26 protein-coding genes are annotated in these 26,517 nt (G+C 47.2%); 8 read left to right on the forward strand and 18 right to left on the reverse strand.

Features of this window, described 5'->3' with window-relative positions:
* Window positions 1-114: 114 nt before the first annotated feature.
* The 6 genes from MKX80_RS14590 to MKX80_RS14615 form a co-directional block, all read right to left on the reverse strand.
* Window positions 115-942: a PTS system mannose/fructose/sorbose family transporter subunit IID gene (locus MKX80_RS14590; protein ID WP_154996579.1), complete on the reverse strand. Its 828-nt coding sequence runs from the start codon at window positions 940-942 to the stop codon at window positions 115-117.
* A gap of 21 nt (window positions 943-963) precedes the next feature.
* Complete coding sequence (locus MKX80_RS14595) at window positions 964-1,767, reverse strand: PTS mannose/fructose/sorbose transporter subunit IIC (protein ID WP_154996577.1); 804 nt, start codon at window positions 1,765-1,767, stop codon at window positions 964-966.
* An 18-nt stretch (window positions 1,768-1,785) separates the two neighbouring features.
* Complete coding sequence (locus MKX80_RS14600) at window positions 1,786-2,277, reverse strand: mannose/fructose/sorbose PTS transporter subunit IIB (protein ID WP_182070310.1); 492 nt, start codon at window positions 2,275-2,277, stop codon at window positions 1,786-1,788.
* Entirely contained in the window at window positions 2,277-2,714 is a 438-nt protein-coding gene (locus MKX80_RS14605) for a mannose/fructose/sorbose PTS transporter subunit IIA (RefSeq protein WP_020452356.1), read from the reverse strand. Before MKX80_RS14605 ends, MKX80_RS14600 begins: the two co-directional genes overlap by 1 nt.
* Before the next feature lie 202 nt (window positions 2,715-2,916).
* A complete protein-coding gene (locus MKX80_RS14610; protein ID WP_182070309.1) occupies window positions 2,917-5,703 on the reverse strand; it encodes a sigma-54-dependent transcriptional regulator in 2,787 nt (928 codons plus the stop codon).
* Between the two features lie 395 nt (window positions 5,704-6,098).
* A complete protein-coding gene (locus MKX80_RS14615; protein ID WP_154999518.1) occupies window positions 6,099-6,563 on the reverse strand; it encodes a hypothetical protein in 465 nt (154 codons plus the stop codon).
* 123 nt (window positions 6,564-6,686) lie between these two features.
* On the opposite strand from MKX80_RS14615, the gene MKX80_RS14620 reads away from it, so the two are divergent.
* Window positions 6,687-6,944, forward strand: a complete 258-nt coding sequence (locus tag MKX80_RS14620) for a YrhK family protein (RefSeq protein ID WP_154999517.1) — start codon at window positions 6,687-6,689, stop codon at window positions 6,942-6,944.
* Window positions 6,945-7,026: 82 nt separating this feature from the next.
* Here MKX80_RS14620 and catA read toward each other — a convergent pair whose 3' ends face one another.
* Together catA and MKX80_RS14630 are read right to left on the reverse strand one after the other, a co-directional pair.
* Window positions 7,027-7,677: a type A chloramphenicol O-acetyltransferase gene (gene catA, locus MKX80_RS14625; RefSeq protein ID WP_154999516.1), complete on the reverse strand. Its 651-nt coding sequence runs from the start codon at window positions 7,675-7,677 to the stop codon at window positions 7,027-7,029.
* Window positions 7,678-7,707: 30 nt separating this feature from the next.
* Entirely contained in the window at window positions 7,708-7,830 is a 123-nt protein-coding gene (locus tag MKX80_RS14630; protein WP_261763667.1) for a hypothetical protein, read from the reverse strand.
* A gap of 61 nt (window positions 7,831-7,891) precedes the next feature.
* Between MKX80_RS14630 and MKX80_RS14635 the strand changes: the two genes are divergently transcribed.
* Both MKX80_RS14635 and MKX80_RS14640 read left to right on the forward strand, forming a co-directional pair.
* Window positions 7,892-8,452 carry a bifunctional transcriptional activator/DNA repair enzyme AdaA gene (locus tag MKX80_RS14635; RefSeq protein ID WP_154999515.1) on the forward strand — a complete coding sequence of 187 codons (561 nt, stop codon included), beginning with the start codon at window positions 7,892-7,894 and terminating at the stop codon, window positions 8,450-8,452.
* Between the two features lie 4 nt (window positions 8,453-8,456).
* Entirely contained in the window at window positions 8,457-8,984 is a 528-nt protein-coding gene (locus tag MKX80_RS14640; RefSeq protein ID WP_154999514.1) for a methylated-DNA--[protein]-cysteine S-methyltransferase, read from the forward strand.
* 33 nt (window positions 8,985-9,017) lie between these two features.
* Here MKX80_RS14640 and MKX80_RS14645 read toward each other — a convergent pair whose 3' ends face one another.
* Window positions 9,018-9,866 carry an aldo/keto reductase gene (locus MKX80_RS14645; protein WP_154999513.1) on the reverse strand — a complete coding sequence of 283 codons (849 nt, stop codon included), beginning with the start codon at window positions 9,864-9,866 and terminating at the stop codon, window positions 9,018-9,020.
* 30 nt (window positions 9,867-9,896) lie between these two features.
* A complete protein-coding gene (locus tag MKX80_RS14650) occupies window positions 9,897-11,117 on the reverse strand; it encodes an MFS transporter (RefSeq protein ID WP_154999512.1) in 1,221 nt (406 codons plus the stop codon).
* A gap of 156 nt (window positions 11,118-11,273) precedes the next feature.
* Between MKX80_RS14650 and MKX80_RS14655 the strand changes: the two genes are divergently transcribed.
* On the forward strand, window positions 11,274-11,651 hold the full coding sequence (locus MKX80_RS14655) for a helix-turn-helix domain-containing protein (protein ID WP_154999511.1): 378 nt from the start codon (window positions 11,274-11,276) through the stop codon (window positions 11,649-11,651).
* A gap of 19 nt (window positions 11,652-11,670) precedes the next feature.
* Complete coding sequence (locus MKX80_RS14660; protein WP_182070308.1) at window positions 11,671-12,336, forward strand: peptidase E; 666 nt, start codon at window positions 11,671-11,673, stop codon at window positions 12,334-12,336.
* A 21-nt stretch (window positions 12,337-12,357) separates the two neighbouring features.
* On the opposite strand, the gene MKX80_RS14665 is transcribed toward MKX80_RS14660, so the two are convergent.
* Window positions 12,358-12,594, reverse strand: coding sequence for a hypothetical protein (locus MKX80_RS14665; protein ID WP_186807252.1), 237 nt, complete (start codon window positions 12,592-12,594; stop codon window positions 12,358-12,360).
* Window positions 12,595-12,648: 54 nt separating this feature from the next.
* Window positions 12,649-13,476 carry a uroporphyrinogen-III synthase gene (locus MKX80_RS14670; protein ID WP_268342941.1) on the reverse strand — a complete coding sequence of 276 codons (828 nt, stop codon included), beginning with the start codon at window positions 13,474-13,476 and terminating at the stop codon, window positions 12,649-12,651.
* 105 nt (window positions 13,477-13,581) lie between these two features.
* On the opposite strand from MKX80_RS14670, the gene MKX80_RS14675 reads away from it, so the two are divergent.
* A complete protein-coding gene (locus MKX80_RS14675; protein WP_154998270.1) occupies window positions 13,582-14,526 on the forward strand; it encodes a cupin in 945 nt (314 codons plus the stop codon).
* 42 nt (window positions 14,527-14,568) lie between these two features.
* On the opposite strand, the gene MKX80_RS14680 is transcribed toward MKX80_RS14675, so the two are convergent.
* Window positions 14,569-15,525 (reverse strand): iron-hydroxamate ABC transporter substrate-binding protein, encoded by a 957-nt coding sequence (locus MKX80_RS14680; protein ID WP_154998274.1) that lies wholly within the window; start codon window positions 15,523-15,525, stop codon window positions 14,569-14,571.
* 77 nt (window positions 15,526-15,602) lie between these two features.
* The gene (locus MKX80_RS14685; protein WP_154998268.1) at window positions 15,603-16,502 is read right to left on the reverse strand and encodes a LysR family transcriptional regulator; all 900 of its coding nucleotides are present in this window, start codon (window positions 16,500-16,502) and stop codon (window positions 15,603-15,605) included.
* Between the two features lie 120 nt (window positions 16,503-16,622).
* Between MKX80_RS14685 and MKX80_RS14690 the strand changes: the two genes are divergently transcribed.
* Together MKX80_RS14690 and MKX80_RS14695 are read left to right on the forward strand one after the other, a co-directional pair.
* Complete coding sequence (locus tag MKX80_RS14690; RefSeq protein ID WP_182070304.1) at window positions 16,623-17,834, forward strand: MFS transporter; 1,212 nt, start codon at window positions 16,623-16,625, stop codon at window positions 17,832-17,834.
* Between the two features lie 154 nt (window positions 17,835-17,988).
* Window positions 17,989-18,372 carry a YoqO family protein gene (locus MKX80_RS14695; RefSeq protein ID WP_268342942.1) on the forward strand — a complete coding sequence of 128 codons (384 nt, stop codon included), beginning with the start codon at window positions 17,989-17,991 and terminating at the stop codon, window positions 18,370-18,372.
* 25 nt (window positions 18,373-18,397) lie between these two features.
* Here the strand turns inward: MKX80_RS14695 and MKX80_RS14700 are convergent, their stop codons facing one another.
* From MKX80_RS14700 to MKX80_RS14715, 4 genes are all read right to left on the reverse strand, one after another.
* Window positions 18,398-21,634, reverse strand: coding sequence for a bifunctional cytochrome P450/NADPH--P450 reductase (locus MKX80_RS14700; protein WP_268342943.1), 3,237 nt, complete (start codon window positions 21,632-21,634; stop codon window positions 18,398-18,400).
* 34 nt (window positions 21,635-21,668) lie between these two features.
* Window positions 21,669-22,244: a TetR/AcrR family transcriptional regulator gene (locus MKX80_RS14705; protein ID WP_154996807.1), complete on the reverse strand. Its 576-nt coding sequence runs from the start codon at window positions 22,242-22,244 to the stop codon at window positions 21,669-21,671.
* A 264-nt stretch (window positions 22,245-22,508) separates the two neighbouring features.
* Complete coding sequence (locus MKX80_RS14710) at window positions 22,509-25,652, reverse strand: Ig-like domain-containing protein (RefSeq protein WP_268342944.1); 3,144 nt, start codon at window positions 25,650-25,652, stop codon at window positions 22,509-22,511.
* Between the two features lie 171 nt (window positions 25,653-25,823).
* A complete protein-coding gene (locus tag MKX80_RS14715; protein ID WP_154996803.1) occupies window positions 25,824-26,429 on the reverse strand; it encodes a class I SAM-dependent methyltransferase in 606 nt (201 codons plus the stop codon).
* Window positions 26,430-26,517 lie beyond the last annotated feature (88 nt).

A 26,517-nucleotide genomic window follows, 5' to 3' on the forward strand; every position in this document is an offset into this window, starting at 1 on the left:
TTCTTCACACGGTTTTTAGTGACGGTTAAGGCAGGAAGTCCAAACAGCCGCCCCCTTTTTGCGGCCGAATGGACCTGCCTCTCCAAAAGCTAAGAAAAGAACCCCCAAGACATTTTATGCCAAAAACCCTGCCCAATAGCCGACAATCCCGATGATAAAAATACCGAAAATCATGAGCAGAGGATTCACCCCTTTGCGAAGCATCCAGGCAGCGAGCAATGTCAATCCTAAAGGCAGGACACCCGGCATGATGCTGTCTAAAATGTTTTGCACGGTCTGCACATCGACTTTGCCTGCATCATCCTTAATTCTCGACACGACGATCGGGATATTGATCGTCGTCCATTTGGACACGAGCGCTCCCATCACAAACAGCCCGAGTATTGAAGCGCCTTCCGTCAGTTTTTGAATGCGGTTCCCGACCAAGTCCTGCAAAATTTCCATGCCTTTCACATAGCCGTACTTTAACCCGTAGTATTTTGTACTTAATCTGACGGCGTTGATTAAAAAGAAAAACAAAAGCGGGCCGGCGATGTTTCCGCTTAAAGCAAGTGACGCTCCCAAGGCTGCCAGAACCGGGCGCAACGTCCCCCAGAAAATCGGGTCTCCCACACCTGCCAACGGGCCCATTAAGCCGATTTTCATTCCATTAATCGCTTTGGCATCAATCCTTTTATTATTGGCCATTTCTTCTTCCATCGCAGCGGTCACGCCAAATATCGGCGCTGTCAGCCACGGATGCGTATTAAACCATTCCAGGTGGCGCTGGAGCGCTTCGCTCCGTTTCGCTCCCGGACCGTACAGTTTTTTGATCGCCGGAATCATGACGTAGCAATAGCCGAGCGCCTGTACACGCTCAAAGTTAAAGGATCCGAGCAAAAAGTTTGAGCGGATAAACATACTGAAAATCTCTCTTTTCGTTAATCTTTTTTCTGTGCCCATTATGTCGTCCCTCCTTAATTGTTAAGCATCCAGATCATCGTCATCATCATAAGCGGCCATGCTGCTGTCACTGGCGGCAGCAACCGCCCCTTGCGCATGATTTTTTTGCATCACTTGCTGATATAAAAGTGCCAGACAGAGCCCGAGGGCACCGAACCCGACTAAATTGAAATCGGTAAACGCGGCCAGCAAAAAACCGATATAGAAAAACGGCTTCAAATACGGAATATTCATCATATTGATGACCATCGCATACCCGACAACAACGATAATGCCTCCGCCTATTTGCAAACCTTTTGTGATGACTTCCGGAATATTTCCCAAAAACGCCTGAACAGCGCTGACACTGATCAGAGCCACAATCAATGTCGGAATCATAACGCGCAGCGCCTGAAACGCCATGGCGGTTATATGCATGATTTCAATTCCTTTAAAATTGCCATCCTTTGCGTATTTGTCGGCGCGATGAATTAAAAATACGGTGATCGTCCGGACGAAAATTGTCAGCGCCTGACCCGCAGCAGCCAGAGCCACCGCGACAGCGATCCCTTCGCCGATTCCCTGATCGGCGGTAATCACTAAAATGGTCGAAATCACGGAAGCGATGGCCGTATCGGGGGCCATTGCAAGACCGACATTCATCCAGCCAAGCGCCATCAGCTCCAGCGTTCCGCCGAGAATGATGCCTGTTTTCAGATCCCCGAGAACAAGGCCGACCAAAGTGCAGGCAATCAGCGGACGGTGTGTCTGCCCTTCGTCCAATACACTACCGATACCTGTTATAGCTGCAATGACGAGCAGCAAAATAATTTGAATCGTTGACATGCCTTTAGCACCCTCCTTCTAGGATTTTGTTGCGTTTCTTAAAATCTGCATAAAGTCTTCGCTCGAATCTGACGGCAGCTGCCTCAATTCCAGCTTCACGCCCAATTCATGCAATTGTTCAAACGCTTTGATGTCCTTTTCAGTCACGCTTACCGATTTCGTGATTTGCCTGCGGTTATTCTCGAAGCGCATCCCGCCGACATTGACTGTTTCGATCGGAACGCCTGCTTCGATTAAGGAAACAATGTCGCCCGGATTTTCGAATAACAGCATTGCCGTCGTATCTTCGTACCGCGGACTGTGAAACGCTTTGGCCATTTTGGAAATCGAAACGGCGCTGGCTTTTACATTTGAAGGTGCGACAGAAAGGATCAGTGTTTTTCTCATTTCGTCCTGTGCCACCTCATCAGAGACAACGATAATCCGATCAGCAGCGTGGATTTTGATCCATCTTGTTAATACTTGGCCGTGAATAAAGCGGTCATCAATTCTTGCCAAAACAATTTTCATTACAATTCATCCTCTCTTCCCTGATTGGACTGACTGAATTTTTCCAATTGCTCGCTGCAGATTTGAAAGCATTCCCGGCTCATTTTTTTCAACTGGTTCAGCAGTTGTTTGAGCGGCATATGCTCCCGCAAGCTCAATGCCTCTAACAGAATCGGCAAGTTTACGCCGGCTGCCATATCGAATCTCCGCTCCTTCGCGATGTAAGGGGTCGCTGCGTTATATGGCGTCCCGCCGAAAATATCCACTAAAAAAAGCACCTCGTGTTCCTCCGGAATGTCCTTCAGCGTCTGATGATATTTTTCTTGCAGTGTCTGGATGCCTTCCCCTTTAAGAAACGGCACCGCAATCAGGCTGTCTTCTTCTCCGAATATCATCCCTGAAGATTCTTTTAATGCTGTGGGAAAGTTTCCGTGGCCGCTGATAATGACTGTAATCATGTACAATTGCTCCTTTCTTTTTTTCGTTCGCTTATTCATAATGCAAGTATCGTGCCAACGAAGTTGTATTAAGCGCTTTTACTGCATCTCAAGACGAATTATTTTTAAGTTCGAAACACATTCAAGCATAAAAATAAACCTGTATTAAAATGGAATTCCACTTAATACAGGTTTACCTGAAAAAATCGCTCTTGGAAAACAGCTATAACTCTTCAGCAAAGATGGACGCGATAAATATTTTTTCATCTTCGCTGATCGCGAGTCCAAGCTTATCTTCGTAAGGCTTTAATGTTTTCTCTGTGATGTGAAGAATTTTTTCAAGCTGATCATTCATCTCTTCTTCCTCCGGAAAAGCGATCGGGTTCTGTTTGATCACCCTTTCAAAAGCAAAAGCGGTATGCATGATGACTTTGATCAGCACCGCGTTGCTGAATGTGATGCGCAGTTCGTCTTGAACCGTCTGAAGCCACTCCAACAGCATGTCTATCATATGATAGGGATTCAAAAAGACAAGATACTTCTTCAGGCTGTCTTCGCAAAGCTCCTTCACCACCACATTTTCACCGGATAATCCGCCGCTCATCGGGATATTGCCGTTTGCGATCACTTGCTGAATCACTTTTTCCCCTTCGCCTTCAATCAATACTTCTAAAGGCACGTGCGGAGCATCGATTTTAGGGTTCTTCGTGCCAACCGTGGCAAGGATCTCATACGCTTTTTCAATTTCTTTTATACGGCTTGCTAATTTGATCGATGACACCGTCAAAATGCTGATTTGTTCATCAGATGTCCTGCTTACGATTGATGTTAAAATCTCTTCGAGCTTCTTCGCCGTTCCGCCGCCTGTCGTGCAAATGGAGACGATCGCCTTCTTTTTGCCTGAGACCCGCGGTTTATCGGCCCATAAATCGATGAAATCCTTTGTAACCGAATCGTAGATGGCGTGCAAATTCAAATTCAAATAATTCACCTTGCGGACGGCATCGAGCACCATCGATGTCGTAACATTGCTGATCGTTTTTATTTTAACGCCCGTTTGTTGTTCAAGCCTAGTTTCCAGCATAGCAAGCGATCCCATATCGACAAGCATTAATACGCCTTCTCCTTCATCAACCTGCTTCACTTTCTCCGCCAGACAGCTGACGATTTCCGCGGGTGAAACGGTCAAAGGCATATCAACCGCAGCAATGGGGGTGCTTCCCAGCAATTCAGTGGCTACTTCAACCATAGAGCTCGCTGTGCTGTTTCCATGGGCAGCCACGACAATGCCCGTCCTTTTGTTTTCTTTCCATGATTTAATCGATTGGATCAGCATCGTCAAGTAGATGACCTCGATTTCCGGAACGGTTACTTTGAAATATGCTTGAATTTTATCTTTGAAAATCAGCGCGACCTCGTATTCCTTCACATGGGTTTCCCTGATTTCATCTGTTTCCTGCGGATTTAAGACATCTATCTGCTTTCCGCGCTTTAAAAATGCAGCGATGTGCATGCTCAGAAAATAGATGAATTTACGGTCGAATTTGCAGTCAAGCTCATGTTCAGCGACTTCCTTTAATTCTTTCGTCATCTGAATCACGTCGTCTTCAACGAATTTGAGTAAGCTGTGGTTTTGAAGCATTTTCTGATTAAAAAAGCTTCTGACGTGCAAATGAATATCCGTTAAAATATATTGATTGATTTGTTTTTTTGTTAAGCCTTCTTTATTCAGGATTTTCGCTTTTTCTTCTATGACATGATATAAGTTAAATGAGTCATCGATTTTCGTTGTTTCATCTTCCACAATCGGAGAGATGATCGTTGTAATGTTGACGTATTCAGAAATCATTTTGCTCCGTTCGATATTTTTGCTGCTGGACATCCAGTCCTCTTTGATCTCATCGGGAAGATCCCGGACGGTCAGTTCAACAACCTCGTCTTTGTCAAGGTTGTTTAAAAACCCGTGCGCACAGACGAGCTGCACATTTGATTTCAACTGGCCGACATTTCCGAATTTTGCCGAATGAATCAGCGCATTATAAACATCGATGTGCACATTTAAGTTTTTTTTGATCCGCTCCGCTTCTTTCCCCAATAAAAACGTTGTCAGTTCCACTCTTTCTCCAAGGGACCGTTCATCGAGCGAAGGGATATGTACGGTCATTGGAATTCTCCGTAAAAAAGTCTTCAGCAAAGCAGAACTCGGGTTTTCTGTTGTTGCACAGATAAACAGGACTTTTGCCGTTCGTTTATGTTCTGTTTCACCAAGCCTGTTGTATGTGCCGCTGTCAATGAAATAAAACAGCATTTCCTGCCCCTCCGGCGGGAGACGATGAATTTCATCCATAAACAGAATGCCCCCGTCCGCCTGCTCGACTAATCCCGCTTTGTCTTCGCCGGCACCTGTAAAAGACCCCTTTTTATGTCCGAACAATTGAGAGAGCAATAATTGAGGATTGTTATAATAATCGGCACAGTTGAATGTGATGAACGGGGAATCGGGCTTCAATATATCAGAATAAACGGCGAACTGGTAGATCCGGTTCGCAAACAGCGATTTCCCCGAACCCGTCGGCCCGAGCAGCAGCATGTGCAAGCCGTGCGGCGGATAAAAGACAGCCGCTTTCGCCTGAGAAATTGCCTTTTTCAAGCTCCCTTTAGCCCCGATCATGAGCTCCAGGGGATCGGCGGACATGTTGCGCGCCGGCTTTTTTTGGCCGTCAGCCAGCCGCTTCAGTTCTTCAACCTCCATCAGCGCTGAATTCCATTTGATGTTCAGGATGTTTTCAACGATTTCCACCGGGATGTAGCGGACGGGGAACGTTTTAATTTTGATCACCTTTTTGGCCCGTACAAGATTGTTTAATTCAAAGCTGACATTTGAACGCTCCATTTGCAGCTGCCCGGCGATTTCTTTAGCCGAATTCCCTTGTATCTTTAAAAGCTGATTGATATTTGTTTCGCGAAAATTATCCAGCAGCTGATGGTAGATTTTATCTATTCTTTTCATATGTATCATCCTTTGTTCTCGATTAATCAGCAACAAGGCAGCAGTAAACTTTCTTGAAGATTCAGAATTTTAAAGCCGGATCACGGGATAAAAAAGAGCTTTTACAGATTGACAAACCCGACTCTCCTACTTTTATATCGATTAGAGAGAGCTTTCATGACACAGTTTGGTGTTTTTGCTTCATTATAAGCGCCCCTCCCAAAGTAGCAGCTTGTCAATAGTGTATCATTATTGAGAAAAATATTGGTGAAAACATCCTGTATTTTTCTCTAAATGTAAATGTTTTGTGAAGAGCACTGCTGGTTCACGGTCACTTCGATATCATATTGGCCGAACGGCCGGCTGCCTAAGTCATAACAAAAAAAGGCCGTTGACGGTTCAACGGCCTTTTTTCTTTACGATTCATCTTCCTTGAAAATGAACGATTCCTTTAAAGGTCTGCCTTCACTTCCTTTTTCCGTCCAAATAATGTCAACTTCCAATTCGGTCGCATTCTCTGCCATAAGCAGATTCCGGTGCTTGACAGGGCTTCCGTCATTTAAGCTTTTCGCTAAAGAAACGGCATTTTCGTGAGGAATGTTCCAAAGCGAAAATTTCGTTGAAGAATTGGGCTCATTCCGATAGAGAAAAATTTCCGCCGAAGCTACATCGTGTCCAATGTTTTTGATTTCGACAGCATAAGTATGAAACGCTCCTTTTTCCGGTTTCGCCATTCCGTTTCCGGCTTCAGCTTTACCGATTTGAACTTCCCATTGTTTTGAAGCTTGTTTAACCGGCAATTGTTCAAACGTCAGCGCTTTCGTTTCAAATGACGGAACAATCAAGCCGAGCAGGCACAATGCACATATGAATAACCGCATATTTTTCACTCCTCGATGGTTTATTTCCCCATATGTTTTCCTTATTCATAAATCCTATGTATACCGACGTTTCGCTCCGGCTCCCGGCAGGGTAAAAGTAAAAAGAACTGGAGGGATCAAGCAGTGTCGCAAAACAATAGCAATCGATACGAACTCTTTTTCAAAAAAAGATACAAAGTTCTTCATACATTAAACGATTTTCTCATCGGTCTTTTATTCCTTGTCGGGAGCTTCTGCTTTTTCTCCGAGGAACTGAAGTCGGCGGGAATATGGATGTTTGTGATCGGCAGCTTTCAGCTATTAATCAGGCCGACGATTCGTTTGGTTCATGATTTTCATTACAGAAAGTTTGTTGAGAGCCGGCGTTCCAAATATGAGTAAAGTCACACAGCAGTAAGAGATGTTAAGAGACCCGCTAAGAAGTGCATATAAAAAAGGCCGAATCATATCGGCCTTTCCTCTGCTACACAAGCCACTCCTCACAATCGGCGGCAAGCCGTTCCAACTCATTCATGAAAGCGCCGGCATGATAGCCGTCACACACTGCATGGTGTACTTGCAGGGAAACGGGCAAAAATGTTTCCTTGCCTTCTGAAAAGTATTTCCCGTTTGTAATAATCGGCAGCAAGTGTTCGCTGTTATCAAGGTTTAAATTGAAGTTTGTAAAGCTCACCCATGGAATAGAAGAAACTGAGAACGTATTGGGCGGGATGTCCGGCTTCCCCCACAGGCCTCTTTTGTCTCCAAAGCGCTCGGCGTCCAGAAGATATTGACGATAAAACTGTGAGAAATCGTCTGAGTATTCTGTCCAGAGGGCGGAAAACGTTTGGTCGTCCTGATGAAAAATCGTATAGCACGGATGCATTTGTTCCCAATAACCCAGTTGTCCTTTGTCATCAAACGTTGTTCTAAACTCAGGACGCGAATGAATGACCCTTGATACGATATAAATAAAAGCCGGGTACAGCTTGATCTTCTTTTTCTTGAGCACGGCAAGCAAATTTGTCACATTGACGTTTTCCGTTATGCTGAAAGAACATTTCGCTTCCTTCATGTAATGGTCAAAATAAGATTTTCTATACCATGTGTCAAGCTCGATTATTTGAAAATTCATGTTTTACCTCCTAAAATATAGATTTTTATTTTAGGAGGCTTGCTTCACTGATTTCGGCAATATTCTCACCTCATCCTGTATTGTAAATGAATTGTAGCGCGTTTCGGAGGTCGAAGCAACCGCCCCTCCTTCTTTGTCTTCTTGCTGTGCCATTCTCCCCCTCTCCACCCCCGGCTGTCATTTAGGTTATACTGACATAGATCGGGGTGAAGATATGAACAGCAAATCACGATTGACGCCTGAAAGGTGGCGGGCAATTACGGAAAACGATTCCGCCTATGACGGACTTTTTTATTACGCGGTTAAAACAACCGGCATATTTTGCCGCCCTTCCTGCAAATCGAGAGTTCCGCAAATCGAAAATGTGCAGATCTTTTTCAATGCAAAAGATGCTTTATCAGAAGGGTACCGCCCCTGCAAACGCTGCAATCCGGCCGGGGCGTTGCTGCCGGATGAAGAGCTGGCACAGCGTGTGGTGCGAATCATCGAGGAATCTTATCGCGATCCGCTGTCTCTGCAAGCTTTGGCTGACAAGTGCCATATCAGCCCTTTTCACCTGCAGCGGACATTTAAACGAGTCAAAGGCGTCTCGCCGGCAGAATATATCCTGCAGAAAAGGATTGATAAGGCATTCGATTTGCTTTCCCATTCAGAACGAACGATCGCAGAAATCGCCTCAATGGTAGGCATTGTGAATGCGGATTATTTTGCCGCTTTGTTTAAAAAGAAAACTGGGCAATCACCGACGTCATACCGGCAAATGAAACGGAGGTAAACATATGGACGATCAAATCGTATCCTGGCGTACACTTACTTGCCGCGGTTGGCAGATGCACATTGCAGCGACTGCCCGCGGGCTCTGTTTTACAGGGGCATGGAATCAAGGCTTCGAAGAGCTGGCCGCTTGGGCCGAAAAAAGGTACACACAGCCAGTTTTCATTCGGGATGACAATGGATTGGCAGAATACGCCGAGCAGCTCCAGACGTATTTAAACGGCAAGCGGACTCATTTCAGCTTTCCTGTCGACCTTGCCGGCACGCCTTTTCAGCTGGCCGTGTGGCAGGCGCTCTCCGAAATCCCTTACGGCAGCACCTGCTCCTATTCCGATATCGCCGGGCATATTCAAAAGCGGGACGCTGTGCGGGCCGTAGGCGCGGCGATCGGCGCAAATCCGCTGTTGATGGTGGTGCCGTGCCATCGGGTTATCGGCAAAAACGGGCAGCTCACGGGATACCGGGGCGGATTGGAGATGAAAAAAGAACTGCTGATGATGGAGGCCGGCGGCGTAACCGCGCAATTCAATTAAAGCCCCGTTCGAAATTCGAACGGGGCCATTTTGTCAAAAGTCAAAGTTATCAGGATCAGGGCCGACACGGGTGTTTTCATTCAGCCCGTCAATTTGCTTCATTTCCTCGATGGTCAGTTCAAAATCAAATATGTCCGCATTTTGGGCAATCCGCTCCGCTTTTGTCGACTTTGGAATCGTGATGACTCCGTTTTGCAAATCCCAGCGTAAAATGATTTGGGCGGGTGTCTTGCCGTGCTTGTCCGCGATATCTTTCAGCAGCGGATGGCTGAGCAATTGGCCTTGCATCAGCGGCGACCATGCTTGAAGTTGGATGCCGTGCGAACGGCAAAACGTTTGCAGCTCTTTCTGCGTCAGCCGCGGATGATACTCAACCTGGTTGATCGCGGGTTTGACGGCGGCATCTTTCAGCAAGTCTTCCAGATGGTGAATGTGAAAATTGCTGACACCGATTGCTTTGACGCGCCCTTGTTCATAAAGGGTTTCAAGCGCCTTCCACGCCGCATTGTAGCGCCCTTCAACAGGCCAATGGATCAGGTATAAATCCAGGTAATCAAGCCCGAGCTTTTCAAGACTTGCTTCATAGGCTGCAATCGTTTCGTCATAGCCTAAATCGTCATTCCAGACCTTTGATGTTACAAACAAGTCTTCTCTTGAAATGCCGGCTTCTTTCAATCCTTCGCGAATTCCTTGTCCAACCCCCTCTTCATTTCCGTAGATGGCTGCCGTATCGATACTGCGGTAGCCGTGTTTGATTGCTGTTTTTACAGCTTGCACCAGTTCGGGTCCTTCTTCTACTTTAAATACGCCAAGTCCAAACCAGGGCATGGTCGTCCCGTTATTCAATGTGATTCGATCTTGCAGATTTTTTGCCGTCATCATCTAATTGGCCTCCTTATATTTGTGTATGTGTCATGCGCAGTTTTTCTTTAAAGCTTGATTTTGTTTTTGGTCATTTCGTTCCAGCGCCCTGCTCCAGCCCGTCAGTACGACAGCGCCGAGGACCATCAAAGCTCCGACCCATGGAGTGTGAATCAAACCGATCGATTGTGTGATGGCGCCTCCTGTATAAGAGCCGATCGCGATCCCGGCGTTAAAAGCGGCGATGTTGACAGCTGATGCGACATCAACCGCCCCCGGAACAAACCGTTCAGCCAGAATCACCACATAGGACTGGAGCCCGGGGACATTCATGAATGCTAAAAATCCCATCAGCATGATGACGATAAAGCCCGCTGCCTGGTAAGGAGCAGCCGCCGTTAAGATAAGGAGCACAGCCGCCTGGGCGATGAACATATAGAATAATGCAGTAAGCGGTTTTTGGTTGGCCGCTTTACCCCCGATGATATTTCCGAGCGCAACAGCAATGCCGTAAGCAAGCAAAATGACAGCAACAGCTTCCTGTTTAAAACCCGTCACATGCTGAAGCAGCGGGGATAAATACGTAAAGACAACAAATGTCCCTCCATAACCAAGCGCCGTAATGATGAATAAAAGCAGCAGACGGCCATTGGTCACAAGCTTCAACTGGCTCTTGAAAGACGTTCGGACGCCTTTCGGCAAATCGGCCGGAACAAGAAAACTGTTGGCGATAAACGCCAGTGCGCCGACAGCGACGATCGCCGCAAATGCAATCCGCCAGCCGAACTGCTGACCGAGGAACGTACCGATGGGAACTCCGGTAATCATCGCAATCGTCAGCCCGGTAAACATGATCGATATCGCTCCGGCTCTTTTATCCGCCGGGACCAGGCTTGCCGCAATCGTTGAACCGATTGACATAAATACACCATGAGAAAACGCGGAAATCACGCGGGCGGTTAATAAAACACCGATGCTTCCGGCACATGCCGCAAGCCCGTTGCCGATCATAAAAATAAGCATAATCACAAGCAACAGCGCTTTTCTCGGCATACTGGATGTGGCAGAAGTCAAAACGGGTGCGCCGACTGTCACGCCCAAAGCGTATAACGATACGGTCAGCCCTGCGGTCGTCACTGAAATGTTCATGTCATCAGCAATTAAAGGCAGAAGCCCGACGCTGATGAATTCGGTTGTCCCGATGGCAAATGCGCTGGCCGCCAAAGCTAAAAGCGCTAATATACTGCGTTTTTTATCATGAACAGAAGTCATTCTTTTTCTCCTTTCGTTTTTAATGTATAGCAAATGACTGCCGGCAAATGATATTATGGTACATATCATCTGTAAAAAAAAGTACGCACTTTTAAGTGTGATAGGAACCAAAAAGTAGGATAGGTACTTTTCGGTACCTATGGTTTGGAGGAGAACATGAAGCAGAAAAAGTATAATATATCTGTCGAAGCTACACTTGAAGTGATCGGAGGGAAATGGAAGTGTGTGATTTTGTGCCATTTGACGCACGGCAAAAAACGCACGAGTGAGTTGAAGCGGCTGATGCCGAACATTACACAGAAAATGCTGACCCAGCAGCTGCGCGAACTGGAAGAGGACGGCGTCATCAACCGGATCGTATACCAGCAGGTGCCGCCGAAGGTCGAATACGAACTCAGCGAATACGGATGGACGCTTAAAGACATTTTGGATTCGCTGTGCTCCTGGGGCGAAAAACATATTACGAAAGTGTATGGAGACAAATTTGCTGTTTTGGAAGACAGCGTGCTGAATGAACAATTAAAGGAAACATAACAAATCGACGGAGGTCAGGATGGGAAAATGGTTTCTTTCCGGAGGCGGGGATGCCCATCAAACCGAACGGCTGGATCGGCATTTTGCCGGGAGTCTCTGCCCTTATAAGCCTTTATTGTATATTCCGATTGCCATGGACGCTGACAGGTATGATGACGGCTTCGATTGGATCAGCCGGCTCTTTCACCCGCTCGGTGTTAAAAACATCGTGATGTGGACGGATGTCAAAGGCAAAAGCGTACACGATTTAGACGCGTTTTCTGCCGTATATATCGGCGGAGGAAATACGTTTCGTCTGCTCAAACAATTCATTGAATCACATTTTATCGAGGTTTTAAAGCGCTATGCCGAAAGCGGCGGCACCATTTACGGCGGTAGCGCCGGCGCCGTCATTCTCGGAAAGAACATTATGACTTGCTCTTATATGGACCGCAATACTTGCGGATTGCGCGATTTTAACGGCTTAAAACTCCTTGGAGACTATGCGGTTTGGTGCCACTACAAAGTTGAACATGACCCGCTGATTAAAAGGTATAGGAATGCTTTTGGCACTCCCGTCATCGCCTTGCCAGAAGAAACGGGAATCGCCGCAAGCACTTCAGACATCCGGGTCATCGGAACAAAGCCAGCCTGCATTTTTAAAGAAGACGGCGCGTTATTCGTATCAGATCAATTTGTTTTATAAAGCAAAAAACGCTTCGGCTCATCAGCGAAGCGTTTTTCTTGTTTTTGCGACTGCAAGCCATTTGACCAGGCGCTCCGTCAAAAAAAACACGGCTAAGCCTAAGCCCAGCAAAAAAGAAAAATTTGAAATCAACGGCTCACGATCAAAATATTCAAAAGTCGTATTCACAAAAAGTATCACGGCCCAGAAAATGAAAGCTGCACGGCAAGCTCCGTCTGCGGCTTTTTTTCCTTTTGGGTCTGCATCTTTAAAAAACATGACAACGCCTCCCAAGGAGACTCTCACACCTCAATCTGCTGATTTCCTTCGCACTTACTGTGTTTTGATTTCCTCTTCCGTTTCATAAAACCGGGCCAGCTCCACAATCATCGCTCCCATCCGTTCGAGGCCGGGAGCGAGAAAGCGTTCGACCCCTTCTTCTCTTAAAGCTTCTGCCGTCACTTTTCCGACAGCGGCCGCCAACACGCGGTCTTGAAACGATTGAACAATTTTCTCCGCATAGCCGTTTTCTTTCGCGAAATGAAAAAGCGAGCGGACTTGGACGGCCGTTGTAAAGCAAACCGCATCCACTTCACGGTTGATGACCTCGCTGCATAATAAAGCGACGGTTTCCCGGTCTGGGGCAACATGCCGATAAGGCAGAAGCGGAACAACGGCTGCACCTTTCTCTTCCAAAAACTGAAGCAGTGACGGAGCGTTTTCGCCGTGGAGCTGGACCATCACCCGTTTGCCGGAAAAATCGTGGGATTGGAGCGAGTCGATCAGTCCCTTGGTCGTGCCGTCTTCATCGGCCGCAACGGGCGTAATGCCGAGTTTTTTTAAAGCGGCGATTGTTTTGTAGCCTCTCGATGCCGCTTTCGCCCCGCGGATCGCTTGTAAATAGCGCTCGCCGATTCCTAGTTTCTCAGCTAGGTTGGCAAGCGTTTCCGTCCCGATTCCGGTCGTAAAAATCACCCAGTCGGCTCCCGTTTCAGCAAAGGCACGCAAATCAGGGCCTACTTCTTTTTCGGCCAAAAACACAGTACCCTGAAGGGAGCGAACGACGGGAACCCCGCCTTGCTTTTTGATCAATGTGCTCATTTCATCCGTTTTTCGCGATGCTCCGATGGCAATTCTTCTGCCGTTCAATCCTTTTCCCAATGCAATCCCTCTTTCCCGTATCTGTTTTGAGTCAATGTAGGGTTTACTAGCATCTTCCAAATGAGATATGATTGAATTATCAAAAAATAACAGGAGGTTTTTTCAATGCATTCTCAATTTGAAACCCGAGCCGAGCATTTGACGAAACATGCCCGTTTTTTCGAGTATACCACTGCCTCTGACCCGATTGGAAGCGGAATAATCAGCCCGGTTCCTGTGAAAGAGTTCGGGCCGGAATTGTATGAGACAGGTGAAACGCGGATCATCCCGCTGGACATCTCAGAAGAACTGAAGACGGATTATCCCGCTTCAAGCCCTTCCCTTCTCGCCCACTTTATCAAGATTCGTTCAGGCGACACGATTCACACTGCCCCCCGTGCGACAAGCGAACTATATTACATTGTCAGCGGCGCAGGGAAAACCGAAACGGGCGAAGATACGATTCACTGGCAGAAAGGCGATTTTTTGACTTTGCCTGCCGGTTCAAGCAGCCGGCATACCGCAGCAGAAGATGCAGCCATTTATTACATCACCGATTCACCTCTCCTGCATTATTTAGGCGTAAAACCGTCGGAATCCCGTTTTCAACCAACCCTCTACACCGCTGAACAGGCAAAAGCAAAATTGGCTGAAGCGGCGGCCGCTCCTGACGCCCGTTTTCGAAACCGCATTTCCATACTCTTAAACAATGATATATTCGATCAAACGTTGACGATCACCCATGTATTGTGGGCGATGTTCGGCATCGTGCCTCCCGGCTCCAATCAAGCGCCTCACAGCCACAAGTCGGTTGCTCTCGATTTTGTCGCCTATGCCGCACCCGGCACGTACACATTAGTCGGAAGCAACATCGATCCGGCCACAAAGGAAATCATCGATCCGAAACGAATTGACTGGGTAACCGGAAAAGCCTTCATTACACCGCCGGGATTATGGCATTCCCACCATAATGAGTCAGGTGAAGCGGCCTATATTATCCCCATCCAAGATGCGGGCTTGCAAACGTACCTCCGGACACTGGATATTCAATTTCAGCATTATGAAAAATGAAAAAGCGGGAAGCCGGATCATTCTTTTCGGCTCCCCGCTTTTCTATTTATTTTTCGCTTTTTTGGAAATCATGTCGGCGATTTCTTCGGCCTGTGCCTGAACAGCGTTTGGATCATACGGCCAGAATCTGTCCGGATCGAGGAAAAAGACCTTGCCTTTTTTCACCGCGTCAAGCGATGTCCAAACCGGATTGTCCTGATCTAGCTTTCCGTTGTATGATTCATCGACAAATATGTAGTCTCCGGCATATTTCGGCAGGACCTCGAAAGATATGGCTTTATATCCGTCAGCTGTATCAATGGCATCCTTTTTAACAGATTCAGGCGGCGTCAGTCCAAGCTGCGTATAGATCGCTTCTCCGCCTCGATACCCGTATGCCCCGTAGACATACAAAGATTTTGCATATGCGCCGATTAAAGAGAACGTTTCACCTTGTACAGATGCATCTTTGATTTTTGCGCGGGCGGCTTTCATTTTTTGATTAAACGTTTTCGTCCACTCCCGAGCCTCCTTTTCCTTGCCGAGCAGCTTGCCAAACGTTTTCATTTCATCGCGTGCATCTTTAAACATGCCGAACGGATAGACGACAGTGGGAGCGATTTTTGACAGTTTTTCATATTCTTTTGAATCGTTCGTCATCGATACGATCAAATCGGGTTTGAGCTCAAGAATTTTTTCCACAGATACTGAAATACCGTCTTTTCCCCCGATATTCTTTATTTCTGAAACATGATCTTTAATATATGGACTTTCAAGATATTTTCCTGTTTCTCCAAGCGGCTTGATCCCGAATGCTAGCATGGTTCCTGCATAGCCTATCGTAACGACGCGCTTCGGATTGGCCGGTACAGTGACATTTCCATTGATTGTTTTCACCACTCTTGCTTTCTCTTCGCCATTCTTTGATGCCGACTGTTGATGACCGCTTTGACAGCCTGAAAGAAAAACAGAGACTGCGAGTAAAACGATCAATATATAAGAATACTGCTTTTTCGTCATGTTCAACCCTCCAATTGATAATAATTATCATTATCAATATACAGGATACTCGTCATCATGAGAAGTCCTTATTTGATTTATGGCTGATCAGGCCGCTCGTTCCGTCGATAGTATTCGATGACAAATTCTTTAAAGTTGCGTGCCGCCGGCGACAAATCATAGTCTTTCAAGACGGCGAGACCGATCGTCCTCTCAGAACGGTAGTCTGACACTCGGCAAAATGCCACTGGAGAATGGACATGCTCCGCCGTTTTCGGCAGGATTGCCGCACCGAGCCCTGCTGATACAAGGCCCAAAATCGTTGACACTTCTTCCCCTTCAAAAGCAAGCTTCGGGCTGATGGACAGTTCCCGGCACATTTGATCAAACACATATCGAAGACCATACCCCGGCTTAAAGCCGACAAAGTCTTCGTGTGCAATGGATCGGATCGCGACTTCTTTCCGATCTGCGAGCGGATGGTCGGCGGGAAGCACCAGATAAAGCGGCTCAGTATCCAACACCGTCCATTCCAGAAGCTCGTTTGGAAGCGGCGGAGAGCTGAGGCATATATCAGCCTCGCCCGTCTCCACCATGTGCTGAAGATGTTCATTTGCGGCCTGATACAGACGGAAAGCAACATTCGGGTATTTCTTTTTAAATCCGGCAATCAGCTGAGGCATCAGCCGCGAACCAAGCGTATGCAAAAAAGATACCGAGATTTCCCCGGCATTCGGATTGATGCTTTCCCTGATTTGCTGGACGCCTTCGTCAAGGGCAAGGCGGGCCTGCTTCGCTTTGATGAGGAACTGCTCGCCGTACTTTGTCAGGCGGATCGATTTTGTTTTTCGAATAAACAGCGGGACGCCCAATTCTTCTTCAAGCTTTTTGATCGACCTGCTCAAAGCCGGCTGGGAAATCCGTTGTTCCAAGGCGGCTTTTGTAAAGTGTTTATGCCTGCTCACGGCAATAAAATGGTCAATTTGATAGAGTTCCAATGCTCATCCGCTCCTTCATAACTAAAACGCATGATAATGATAGTTATTATAAATTAGACACATCGTAAATGAAAGCGTACCATGAGACATAGATTGTCATTCTAGAAAAGAGGAGCTTCCATGACTTATATACAGCCGCATACGAAGGATTATCAAAAAGCAAGCATCGCCTTATTCATCAGCGGTTTTGTGACATTTGCCACGCTTTACACCACACAGCCGCTCATGCCATTGTTTGCGGAGGAATTCGGCATATCGGCGGCAGCTGCAAGCTTAACTTTATCCATTTCAACAGGTATATTGGCTTTTGCATTGCTCACGGCAGCAGCTTTATCTGACGGATTCGGCCGGAAAACGATTATGGTAATATCTCTGTTTGCGACATCAGTACTCGGCCTCTTGACCGCCTTTAGTCCGAACTTCGCGGCGCTCTTGGCGATGAGGGGGCTGCTTGGCTTTTTCCTTGCAGGTGTACCCGCGATCGCCATGACTTATGTCGGAGAGGAATTTGATCCGCGAGGGCTCGGCAAAATGATGGGGTTATACATTAGCGGCACAAGCCTCGGAGGAATGAGCGGAAGGCTTTTGACCGGCCTTTTGACAGACTTGTTCAGCTGGCGCGCGGCGCTTGGAATCATCGGGGCATTATCAGTGCTATTAAGCTATTTGTTTTGGATTTTGCTGCCCCGGCCGCAGCACTCTGCTAAGCGAAAAACGAGCGTGAAGAAGGCAAGCATGGCCTACGGCGCCGTCTTGATGAACAAACGGCTGCTGTCAATCATTTCACTCGGATTTTTATTAATGGGAAGCTTTGTTACGCTGTTCAATTATATTGGGTTTCAATTGATGGGACCTCCGTACAAGCTCTCTCAAACTGTCATCGGGTTCATCTTTATCGTTTATTTGGCGGGAACGCTCAGTTCCGTCTATATGGGAAAGAAAGCCGACCGTTTCGGCAGCCCGTTGATGCTGAAAATCGGGATTGCCATTATCGCAGGAGGCGCATTGCTTACGCTTCTGCCGCAGCTTCCTCTGAAAATTGCCGGGATCGCTGTCTTTACATTTGGATTTTTCGGGTCGCATTCGATCGCAAGCTCATGGGTCGGGCAGACGGCCGGCGAACAGCGCGTTCAAGCTTCCTCCCTTTATTTGCTTAGCTATTATCTCGGCTCAAGCTTAGCGGGATCTTTCGGAGGCTTCTTCTGGACCCATTTTAAATGGCCGGGAATCGTCTCCTTCATTATCGGACTGCTTTTGATCGCTTATCCGGCAATTTTCTTTGCCGAAGCCAAAAGAAACAGGCGTCAAGACCATACATCAGATCTGAAATAAAAGCTAAACTTTCTTCACTGCATGCCGATATTTAAATCAGAGCCAGCATGGCGATTCCTCCTGAAGATCAGCCGTTTTTAGAATGATTGAACACAGCCTGTCATGTTGGCTTTTCCTTTATCTCCCTCTATAATGGTTTGAGGGGGGAATCATCTTGCTTAAAACAATTGGATTTAACGGATTTTTGGCATCTGGATGTTTGAATCTTTTTCTTAGGTTTGGGCTCAAAATAAACGGCACAGCGAATGATATCATCTCAATGGTCTCCCTGGTGTTCGTGCTGATGTACGTATGGGACGATTTGAAAAAACATAGTGCAAAAACGCTCATCTTACAAGGAATCGCTCTCGTCACCTCTGTGGCGTTATTGGTGTTTGTCATCATGAAAGGGCAAACATTCATTGCTTCTCTGCCTTTTTTCGAGGGCTGGGAGACGCCGGCAAAATGGGGATATATTTTGCTCGTTTGGTTCTTGGGATCAAACCTTTTCATCTATATCAATAGAAAAATCACAAACTCTAAAAAAGAGGCATCCTGATCAATTCAGAATGCCTCTTTTTGTTTTACGTTCTTGCGATGCGGTCCGCGGCACAGTCCTCGTTCACGTTATGTTGGGAAACGCCGCCGTCCCACACATCCTTTGCATAGCGCCCTTCTTCCAAAAGTGCGGACAGCCAGCTTTCCGACTCTTCCTGACTCGCTCCCTGTACAATGCGATATGCCTCGCACAAAGCTTGTTCAACAGCGGGAGCCATGCGGCTTCCGTCTCCGCACACATACAGGCGGCCGCCTTGGTTCAACAAGTGAATCAGCAAGTCTGCATCCTCTCTGATCAAATCTTGCACATATGTTTTCGGCCGGCCTTCAAGCCGGGAAAACGCTGTATGCAGATGGACGATTCCGTCCTTTTCCGCTTGCTCCAATTCGTCTCGATACAGAAAATCTTCGTTCGGGCGGCGGCAGCCGAAGTACAAATGCGCTTCACCGAGCTTTATCCCGGCATCGTGCTGGGTACGGCGCGCCTGAAGAAATCCGCGGTAAGGTGCGATTCCGGTGCCCGGCCCGACCATGATCACCGGTGTTTCAGGATCTTCAGGAAGCCGGAAGCCTGACTGAGGCTCCCTGATGAAACACGAAATCGCGTCTCCCGGCTCAAGGCCGGCGAGATAGTTCGATGCAACCCCTTTGTATTGCCCGCGGCCGCTCAATGCCGGACCGCTTACGACAGAGACAGTGATGCTTGTTTGCCGCGGGTTAAGCTGCGGCGAACTGGAAATCGAGTAATACCTCGGTTTTAGCGGAGGCAGAAGCGCCAGAAAATGGGCGAACGGCAGTTCACAGGCCGGGTATTGTTCAAGCAGGTCAAGCATTGTCAGCCGCTTTTTCAACACTTGATCCTTATAGACGTCGTCTTTCAGCAGGTCTTCAAGCTCGCGCTGATGAGGCGGACAAACAGTATGTACCGCCAGCTCGCGAATCTGAGCCCTTGTGGCCGGCTCCTGGAGCTCGACGCAATGTTGAAAAAGGTCCTTGACTTGAACAGGCCGCTCCAAAGGTAAATGTGATGCTTGATTCCGTCCGCTGATCAAAATTTGTTCATTTCCGTTCAGCCCAAACCGCTGAAAGGCGCGATCAATCAGCACCCCGCTGTTTTGCGGAAGCACCCCGAGATGGTCTCCCTCCCGATATGCGGCACTTTCAGGAAGCGATATTTCAATATGCCTTGTGCTTCTCCCGCTCTCTTCACACTGCAGTTCTCGGTTTGCCGATATTTTCGCTGTAAACACCTGATAAGCTTTAGCCAGCGGCGAAGCCGCAGGTGCGCTTACAAACTCGACAGATAAGGCTTGCCTGTCTGCTTCTGTTTGATTCGGCTCGGGTTCGGCCAATGAAAATTCGGTTCTTAAAAGCGGCCACAGATCGTTTTTCCATGACTCAAACTGTCCTTCAAAATCATCGCCTGCATCCCCTTCTCCAAGCTTGTGCAGCCTTTGGGCGCCTCTTTTTTCCAATGCGCTGTCAATCAGGCGCGGAATCCGCTGGTAAGTGCTGGCCCAGCTCCGGTTTCCGCAGCCGAATACCGCATATTTGACCCCGCGCAAATCGCCTGTCTGATCATGCTCAAGCCAATGGGCAAATTCCTTTGCGCAATCGGGCGGGTTTCCGTTATAGGAAGCCGTCACAATGATAACTGCCCCTTCTGCCGGGATGGCGCCTGCATATTGATCAAGCTCCGCCGTCCGGCTGTGGTATCCTTGCTCACGCGCTTCTTCAGCAAGCTCCTTTGCAATCTCTTCGGCTGTGCCGAGATTTGAACCGTAGAGCACAAGGAGAGGAGTTCCGTGCGTATTTTCCGCAGCCGGTGCGGGAGGCCTTTCTTCCTGACGCGTGTTCTCTTCAGGTTGAGCACCCGGCGTCACCATCATTGCTTCTTTTTTCCTCGGCCTCACCCTGATTGTGAAGCCATCCGGTTTTAGCGTCAGCGATTCTTTGATCTTCAATTGGTAGTTTGCATGATCTTCAAGATCAAAGTACTGAAGAATCATGCCGAGCACAAGCGTCGCTTCGTGAAGGGCGAACTGCATGCCGATGCATGCCCTTTGGCCGTTGCCAAACGGTTTGTATGCGTGCGCCGGAATGCTGTCCATCTGCTCGAACCGTTCAGGCCGAAATGCCTCGGCATCTTCTCCCCAGACGCTTTGATCCCTGTGCAGTTTTGGGATGAGCACTGTGACACTCTGTCCTTTTGGAATCAAGTATTTTCCCCCGATAACCGTTTCTTCTTTTGCATAAAGAGAGAAAGCCGGTGCCGTCGGCCAAAGCCTTATCGATTCATTCAAAATCATTCGGATGTATTTCAGCTGCTGAACCTGTTTGTAGGAAGGGACGGGATCGGTCAGCACGCGGTCTGCTTCTTCATACGCTTTCTGAAGCTTATCCGGATGCTTCAGGAGCAGATAGATCGCAAACGATAATAAACCGCTCGTCGTCTCGTGTCCGGCAATCAAAAATGTAATGATTTGATAGCGGATATTCTCATCATCCAGTTTTTCGCCGGTCTCAGGGTCTTTCGCATGAAGCATAAGCGACAAGAGGTCATTTCCGCTTTCGCCGCCGGCCTGCTTCCGGTCAGCGATGATCCGGTCAACAAGAGAAAACATCGACTCAACATCACTGTTAAACTGCCGCTTCGTTTTAACCATCAGCTTATCCTGCAGCGGGAAGCGCTTCGTCTGTCTCATCGCTTCGCTCAAACCCCGGACCATGCTCTCGATAAACGGATGCTGCCCTTCGCGGTAGAAGCTGTTAAAGCGGTAGTTAAAACCGCATAAGCCGATCGTATCCAGCGTCAGCCGCGTCATATCGTCCGGCACATCAATGCTCTCATCCTGATTGAGACGGGACCACTTTTGGATGAGTTGGACGGCAATATCCTGCATCATGTGATGGTATCCCTTCATCGCTTTTTGGCTGAAGCTCGGCAGAAGGATATTGTGGGCTTTCCGCCAATTGGGTTCCTCCGTCCAGCTTGTAAACAGCCCGTCTCCGCTGAACTCTCGAACTTTCAATAGCCCCTTCCCCATGTTTTTGTCAAACCGGGATTCGTCAGAGACTTCTTTCACCAGTTCATGGCTGGACACAAATACTCCAATCGCATCCGCAAACTTAAATTGAAAGATTGGCCCCATCTCATCCGCGATTTTCCAAAGAGACTGGGAGACCTTGTTTTTGTCAAGCAAAGGCAGGTTGCCGAGCGGCCCGTAAGTTTTAGGGATTGGAATTCCATTTAACTTGTTCATGAAAATCATCCTTTCTGTTTTGGAAAAAAGCTATTCATCCATGATGTTTGACAGCATGCCAAGAACATTCTTCAATCTCTTCGATCAGTCCGGTAGGGTCTTCGATTTCCCCGGCTCTTACCAATTTTTGAATATGAACGAACGCCCCGAATACCACAGCCGATAAGATGTGGGAAGGCAAGGGGCGAATCACGCCGGCCGCTTTCCCTTTTTCAAAAAATAAATAGACGAAATCCAGCAGTTCGTTCAAGACCTCACGGCTTTTCTCTGTCAGGTAATGAGAGGTTTTGTCAATTTCCAAAAAATACAGTGCATGGACATTTTCTTGAGAAAACTCGAAAAGACAGCGGAAAATGTGCTGAAATTGTTTTTTTATCCCTGCTGAATCTTCAGGATAGCCCTCCTCTATCTTTTCTTTAAATCTCTTCACACTGTCTTGGAACAAGACATTTACAAGGGCTTCCTTGCTGTCAAAGTAGCGGTAGATGGTGCCTGCACCGACGTTTGCCTTCTCGGCAATCATCGGAATGGTTGCGGCGTCAAAGCCTCTGTCTGCGAAAAGGACGAGCGATGCCTCGATAATTTTCTGATATTTGCTTTCCGATTCCATTGATTTTGCCCTCCAAGCTAGCGGAATGAACGTTCATTCCGCTTTTTCCAATACATTCACTTTTTGACAGAACACTTGAAAATTCCTTTTTTAATATAAAAATTTTTAAGAAAAAACGAAAAAGGGTATAATAGGCCCAACTGTTGACATGAGCTGATATTCATAAATTGAATGAAGGAAGCGTGGCTGTGCAAAAGTATTCTTATATATTAATTTTGATAAAAAAGAGGAACTGATATGTCATCAGTTCCTTCTGCCATCGGATTATTTTGCTTTTTTGACTTTTATTTTGCTCGCTTTGCTTGTATTGCCGGCTTTATCTTTTGCGCTGACCGCTAAAACGGTGTTTGCCTTTTGTTTTTTTATTTTCACAGAAAACGCGCCTTTTTTATCGGCCTTGCCGGTTCCGATCGTTTTCTTTCCTGCTTTGACGGTGATGGCGGCGTTCGGCTCTGCTTTCCCCTTAACGGCCGTGCTCTTGTTTGTCACCGTATTCACTTTCGGCGCGGGCGGCGGGGTTTTGTCAAGCACAGTGACGGCTTTCGCTTTGCTGACATTCCCGGCTTTATCCTTTGCTGTTACGCTGATGATGGTTCCGGCTTTTTGCCTGCTGATTTTCAGCTTGTATTCACCTTTTCCGTTCGCTTTGCCGGAAGCGATCGTCTTTCCTTTTACTTTGGCGCTGACTTGCGCGTTTGCTTCTGTTTTTCCCTGTATCACCGTACTTTTATCGGAAACCTGATAAACTTTCGGGGCGCCTGGCGGGATGACGTCAGCCACCGTCATTTTAACATCGCCGCTTTCTCTGTATTCATCAGCAGATGCGGAGACATACAAAACGGCATATTCTTTTTGCTTGTTGATTTTCACTTTAAACGCTCCGGATGGATCCGCTTTGCCTTGCGCGATCACTTTTTTGGACGCGTTTTTCACTTTGATCGTGTAGCCGGCTGCCGTTTTCCCCGTTACGGCAGTATCTTTGTTCGTGATGCGTTTGACGGACGGGTTTTTCGGCGCTTTTTCCACGATGGTTCTGAGCGAGGCTTCCGCCTGATGGCCCGATACCGCGACATGAAGAACTTGCCCCGCCTTCTGAGCCGGGATTTTCACTGAAAACGCGCCTGATTTTCCGGCTGTTCCCGTGCCCAATACCTGCTTCCCTCGCAAGATTTTGACCGTTGATCCGCTTTTGGCTGTGCCTGTCACTGCCGAGTGGCGGTTTAAAAGAGGATGAACCTTCATGTTCAGCTCAAAAACGCTGGCTGCATGATAAACATTCAGCCTTCCCCACCCGGAAACGAAGTCATATCCAGGAATTTGAGCAGCCGGTTCTACATCCAGGTCATAATCCGGGTTTGGATTATCCTGTTCTTCAAATGCCACATCTGCTGTGGTGTCGGTCAATAGCTTTGCGACTTGCTTTGGTTTCAAGGACGGATTCTGTGACAAAAGAAGTCCTGCTGCAGCTGCAACGTGCGGCGCCGCCATGGATGTTCCGCTCATATAAGTGACATTCCCGTCCGGAACGAGGCTTGGAATATCGGTTCCCGGGGCCACCATATCGAGACCTTTTCCATAATTGGAGTAGTCCGAGACGAGATCGAGGTTATTGGTTGCCCCGACTGAAAGCGTATACTTCGAAGATGCCGGGTACGAAATCTCCGACACTCCGTCATTGCCGGTTGCGGCAACGATCATCACATTTTTGGAAGCCGCATATTTAAGCGCATATTCCATCACCCGGCTGTATGGCCCGCCAAGGCTCAAATTGATGACTTTTGCACCGTGGTCGGCAGCATAGATGATGCCGTTTGCAATCTGTTCCGTATCTCCGCTTCCTGAAGAATCCAGCACTTTGACAGGCAGGATTTTGGCATAGGCATTGATTCCCGCCATTGAAAAATGGTTGTCTTGCGCGGCTGCAATGATGCCTGACACGTGTGTGCCGTGACCATTGTCATCCATCGCATCCACCGTGCGGCCGATATAGTTATAGCCTTCGTCTTTTTTGACGCTGCTGCTTAAATCGGCAAGCGTATGATCAACTCCTGTATCAACGACGGCGATTACTGTATCTTTCAGCTTTTTGCCTTTCATCAGCTTTTGGAGCTGTTCAAATTGAATGTCTGCATTCGCAGCACGGTTTTTGCCGTTATTTTTGAGCGACCATTGATATGGATATTGGGTGTCCGCTGACAGTGCTTCGTATTGCTGAACCTGTTCGACGAATTCCACTTCAGGCATCTTGGCGATCTTGGCGGCTGCCGCCTGATATTGCTTTGCCGCCGCTTTAAATCCGGCAGAACGGCTTTCCTTCATTTCAACAACGTACATATCTTTAAATGCCGGTTTACTTTTATCGAGGGGCTCTAATGCCTGAACACCGGAAGATTGGGCTTTAGATTTGAAAGAACCCGGTTTTTTGCCGTCTTTTAATTTTACAATATAGCGTTTTTCGGGCGCGCTTGATGAAGCTGTCGCCATCCCCGCTTTTTCAAGCACAGCCGATACTTTGCTGCCTGTTAATTGTTCGATGCCGATGTCTTTTGCGACTTGATCCAGCTGTTTTTTCAACGACTCGGGAACGGACGCGCGGGCTGTTTCGTACAGGCGGCTGATCGCTTTTTGATCATCATTCGTAATGGTGTATGCGCTCTCTTGCCCGTTTTTTGCGACATCGGCAAACAGCGGCTTCAGTTGCACCAAATCTTTGTAGACACTGTCTCTCATCGATTTGTTAAAGAGCATTTTTGCGCTGATGAATGGAGCTGCTTTATAGTAAAGGGAAGACAGCTCTTTTCCTTTTTCAGTTTTTGAAAGAACTTCATCCCTGATCATTCTTAACTGTGTTAATATGCCCTTGCCGGTTTCCCTTTCGGAGACGCTTAATTCTGCCGGACACTCTTCTTCTGCTTCCTGGTTTGACGGAGGCAGGGTAACGCCTTCATAGCTGATGGTGTAAGAAATATCTGTAATTGAAGTGGTTTCGTTTTCCTCATCATGGTGATTTTCTACTTTTATGTAGTAAGAACCTTTCCAGGCAATCGGAAAATCGATTAAAGCGGGATTATTTTCATAGGAGTAGCCGTTGTAACGGTCAAACGTTTGATGATCAGTTGCATTCTCCAGGCTGGAGTAGACGGAAATGTTCAGCTCTGCAGCTGATTTCAGTTTAACGCGGAAATGCGTGTAGTTTGCGATTTCCTGATTTGAAGGATTGATTTTATACCAATGCACCTCATCATCGCTTTGAAATGAAGCTTCAACAGGGGACGCGCCGGTCAATGTGGTTTCGTTAATCGGAACGCTGTCTTCGGCTGCCATCGTCTTCGGTAGAGGCAGCTGGCCAAAAATCAATGCAACAAGGAGAAAGAGAGCAATTGAACTTTTCACGATCCTTTTGTTCATAAATACCTCCGGAAAATATAGTAAAAACGTTCACTTTGATATTAAACCATGTTTGCTATGTTAATGGAATACTTTTCTTTAAAAATCAAAAATATGATATTTAAGATCCAGTTTCAACTCTATCAAACATAAAAAATCCCTCTCGTATTGAAAGGGATGATCATACAAAGCTCATGATTTTACCGCAGAAATACAGCAGTAATTTTTGTGCATATGTACCGTGATGTCTCTGAAATGGCTTTCTTCAAGCAGTTGTTTGATTTGCTCTTCTGAGTACAAGGTAAAGCCTTGTGTTTTTTTCGATTTTTTCATTTGCCCTTCCAGATGCACGGCGAGAAACAGCGTGCCGTCAACCTGTAAAACACGGTAAATTTCTTTTAATGCCTGTTTGAAATCCGTCCAAAAATAAATGGTGTGGACTGAATATACTTTATGAAAAGAACGGTCCGGATAAGGAATATTTTCGGCATGGCCGAGCTTCAATTCGGCTTTTCCTTCTTCTTTCACATGACGGATTCGCCGCAGGCCTTGCTTGACCATGCTTTTTGAAGCGTCTATGCCGCAGGCTTTGCCGCTCCCAAGCAGCTCCGCTATCCGATAAAGTGCCGCTCCGCTTCCCGTTCCGATTTCAAGGATGCGCTCATGCGGACAGACATCCATTAAGTTGATGGTCCATTCGTTTATATCATGATTTCCGTTTTCCATATATGACGCGACCCATTTCGACAAAATGCCGCTCGGGCTCCGCAATTGTTTTCCAAGCCATTGTTCAAACACGTTAAAACACCTGCTTTAATTCTAATTAGCCCGATTTTACGTACAAACGGGCCTTTCCCCGCTCATATCGGTCAATGGACCGAATATT

It is taken from the genome of Bacillus sp. FSL K6-0972 (assembly GCF_037976035.1).
In the GTDB taxonomy this organism is placed as follows: Bacteria; Bacillota; Bacilli; order Bacillales; family Bacillaceae; genus Bacillus; species Bacillus haynesii.

Excerpts from the sequence above, each read along its gene's own strand:
- MKX80_RS14705 (WP_154996807.1), bottom strand. The coding sequence starts at position 22,244 with ATGGAATCGGAAAGCAAATATCAGAAAATTATCGAGGCATCGCTCGTC.
- MKX80_RS14610 (WP_182070309.1), bottom strand. The coding sequence starts at position 5,703 with ATGAAAAGAATAGATAAAATCTACCATCAGCTGCTGGATAATTTTCGC.
- MKX80_RS14595 (WP_154996577.1), bottom strand. The coding sequence starts at position 1,767 with ATGTCAACGATTCAAATTATTTTGCTGCTCGTCATTGCAGCTATAACA.
- MKX80_RS14615 (WP_154999518.1), bottom strand. The coding sequence starts at position 6,563 with ATGCGGTTATTCATATGTGCATTGTGCCTGCTCGGCTTGATTGTTCCG.
- MKX80_RS14605 (WP_020452356.1), bottom strand. The coding sequence starts at position 2,714 with ATGATTACAGTCATTATCAGCGGCCACGGAAACTTTCCCACAGCATTA.
- MKX80_RS14655 (WP_154999511.1), top strand. The coding sequence starts at position 11,274 with ATGAAGCAGAAAAAGTATAATATATCTGTCGAAGCTACACTTGAAGTG.
- MKX80_RS14660 (WP_182070308.1), top strand. The coding sequence starts at position 11,671 with ATGGGAAAATGGTTTCTTTCCGGAGGCGGGGATGCCCATCAAACCGAA.
- MKX80_RS14645 (WP_154999513.1), bottom strand. The coding sequence starts at position 9,866 with ATGATGACGGCAAAAAATCTGCAAGATCGAATCACATTGAATAACGGG.
- MKX80_RS14665 (WP_186807252.1), bottom strand. The coding sequence starts at position 12,594 with ATGTTTTTTAAAGATGCAGACCCAAAAGGAAAAAAAGCCGCAGACGGA.
- MKX80_RS14630 (WP_261763667.1), bottom strand. The coding sequence starts at position 7,830 with ATGGCACAGCAAGAAGACAAAGAAGGAGGGGCGGTTGCTTCGACCTCC.
- MKX80_RS14690 (WP_182070304.1), top strand. The coding sequence starts at position 16,623 with ATGACTTATATACAGCCGCATACGAAGGATTATCAAAAAGCAAGCATC.
- MKX80_RS14590 (WP_154996579.1), bottom strand. The coding sequence starts at position 942 with ATGGGCACAGAAAAAAGATTAACGAAAAGAGAGATTTTCAGTATGTTT.
- catA (WP_154999516.1), bottom strand. The coding sequence starts at position 7,677 with ATGAATTTTCAAATAATCGAGCTTGACACATGGTATAGAAAATCTTAT.
- MKX80_RS14675 (WP_154998270.1), top strand. The coding sequence starts at position 13,582 with ATGCATTCTCAATTTGAAACCCGAGCCGAGCATTTGACGAAACATGCC.
- MKX80_RS14640 (WP_154999514.1), top strand. The coding sequence starts at position 8,457 with ATGGACGATCAAATCGTATCCTGGCGTACACTTACTTGCCGCGGTTGG.
- MKX80_RS14635 (WP_154999515.1), top strand. The coding sequence starts at position 7,892 with ATGAACAGCAAATCACGATTGACGCCTGAAAGGTGGCGGGCAATTACG.
- MKX80_RS14600 (WP_182070310.1), bottom strand. The coding sequence starts at position 2,277 with ATGAAAATTGTTTTGGCAAGAATTGATGACCGCTTTATTCACGGCCAA.
- MKX80_RS14680 (WP_154998274.1), bottom strand. The coding sequence starts at position 15,525 with ATGACGAAAAAGCAGTATTCTTATATATTGATCGTTTTACTCGCAGTC.
- MKX80_RS14700 (WP_268342943.1), bottom strand. The coding sequence starts at position 21,634 with ATGAACAAGTTAAATGGAATTCCAATCCCTAAAACTTACGGGCCGCTC.
- MKX80_RS14650 (WP_154999512.1), bottom strand. The coding sequence starts at position 11,117 with ATGACTTCTGTTCATGATAAAAAACGCAGTATATTAGCGCTTTTAGCT.
- MKX80_RS14710 (WP_268342944.1), bottom strand. The coding sequence starts at position 25,652 with ATGAACAAAAGGATCGTGAAAAGTTCAATTGCTCTCTTTCTCCTTGTT.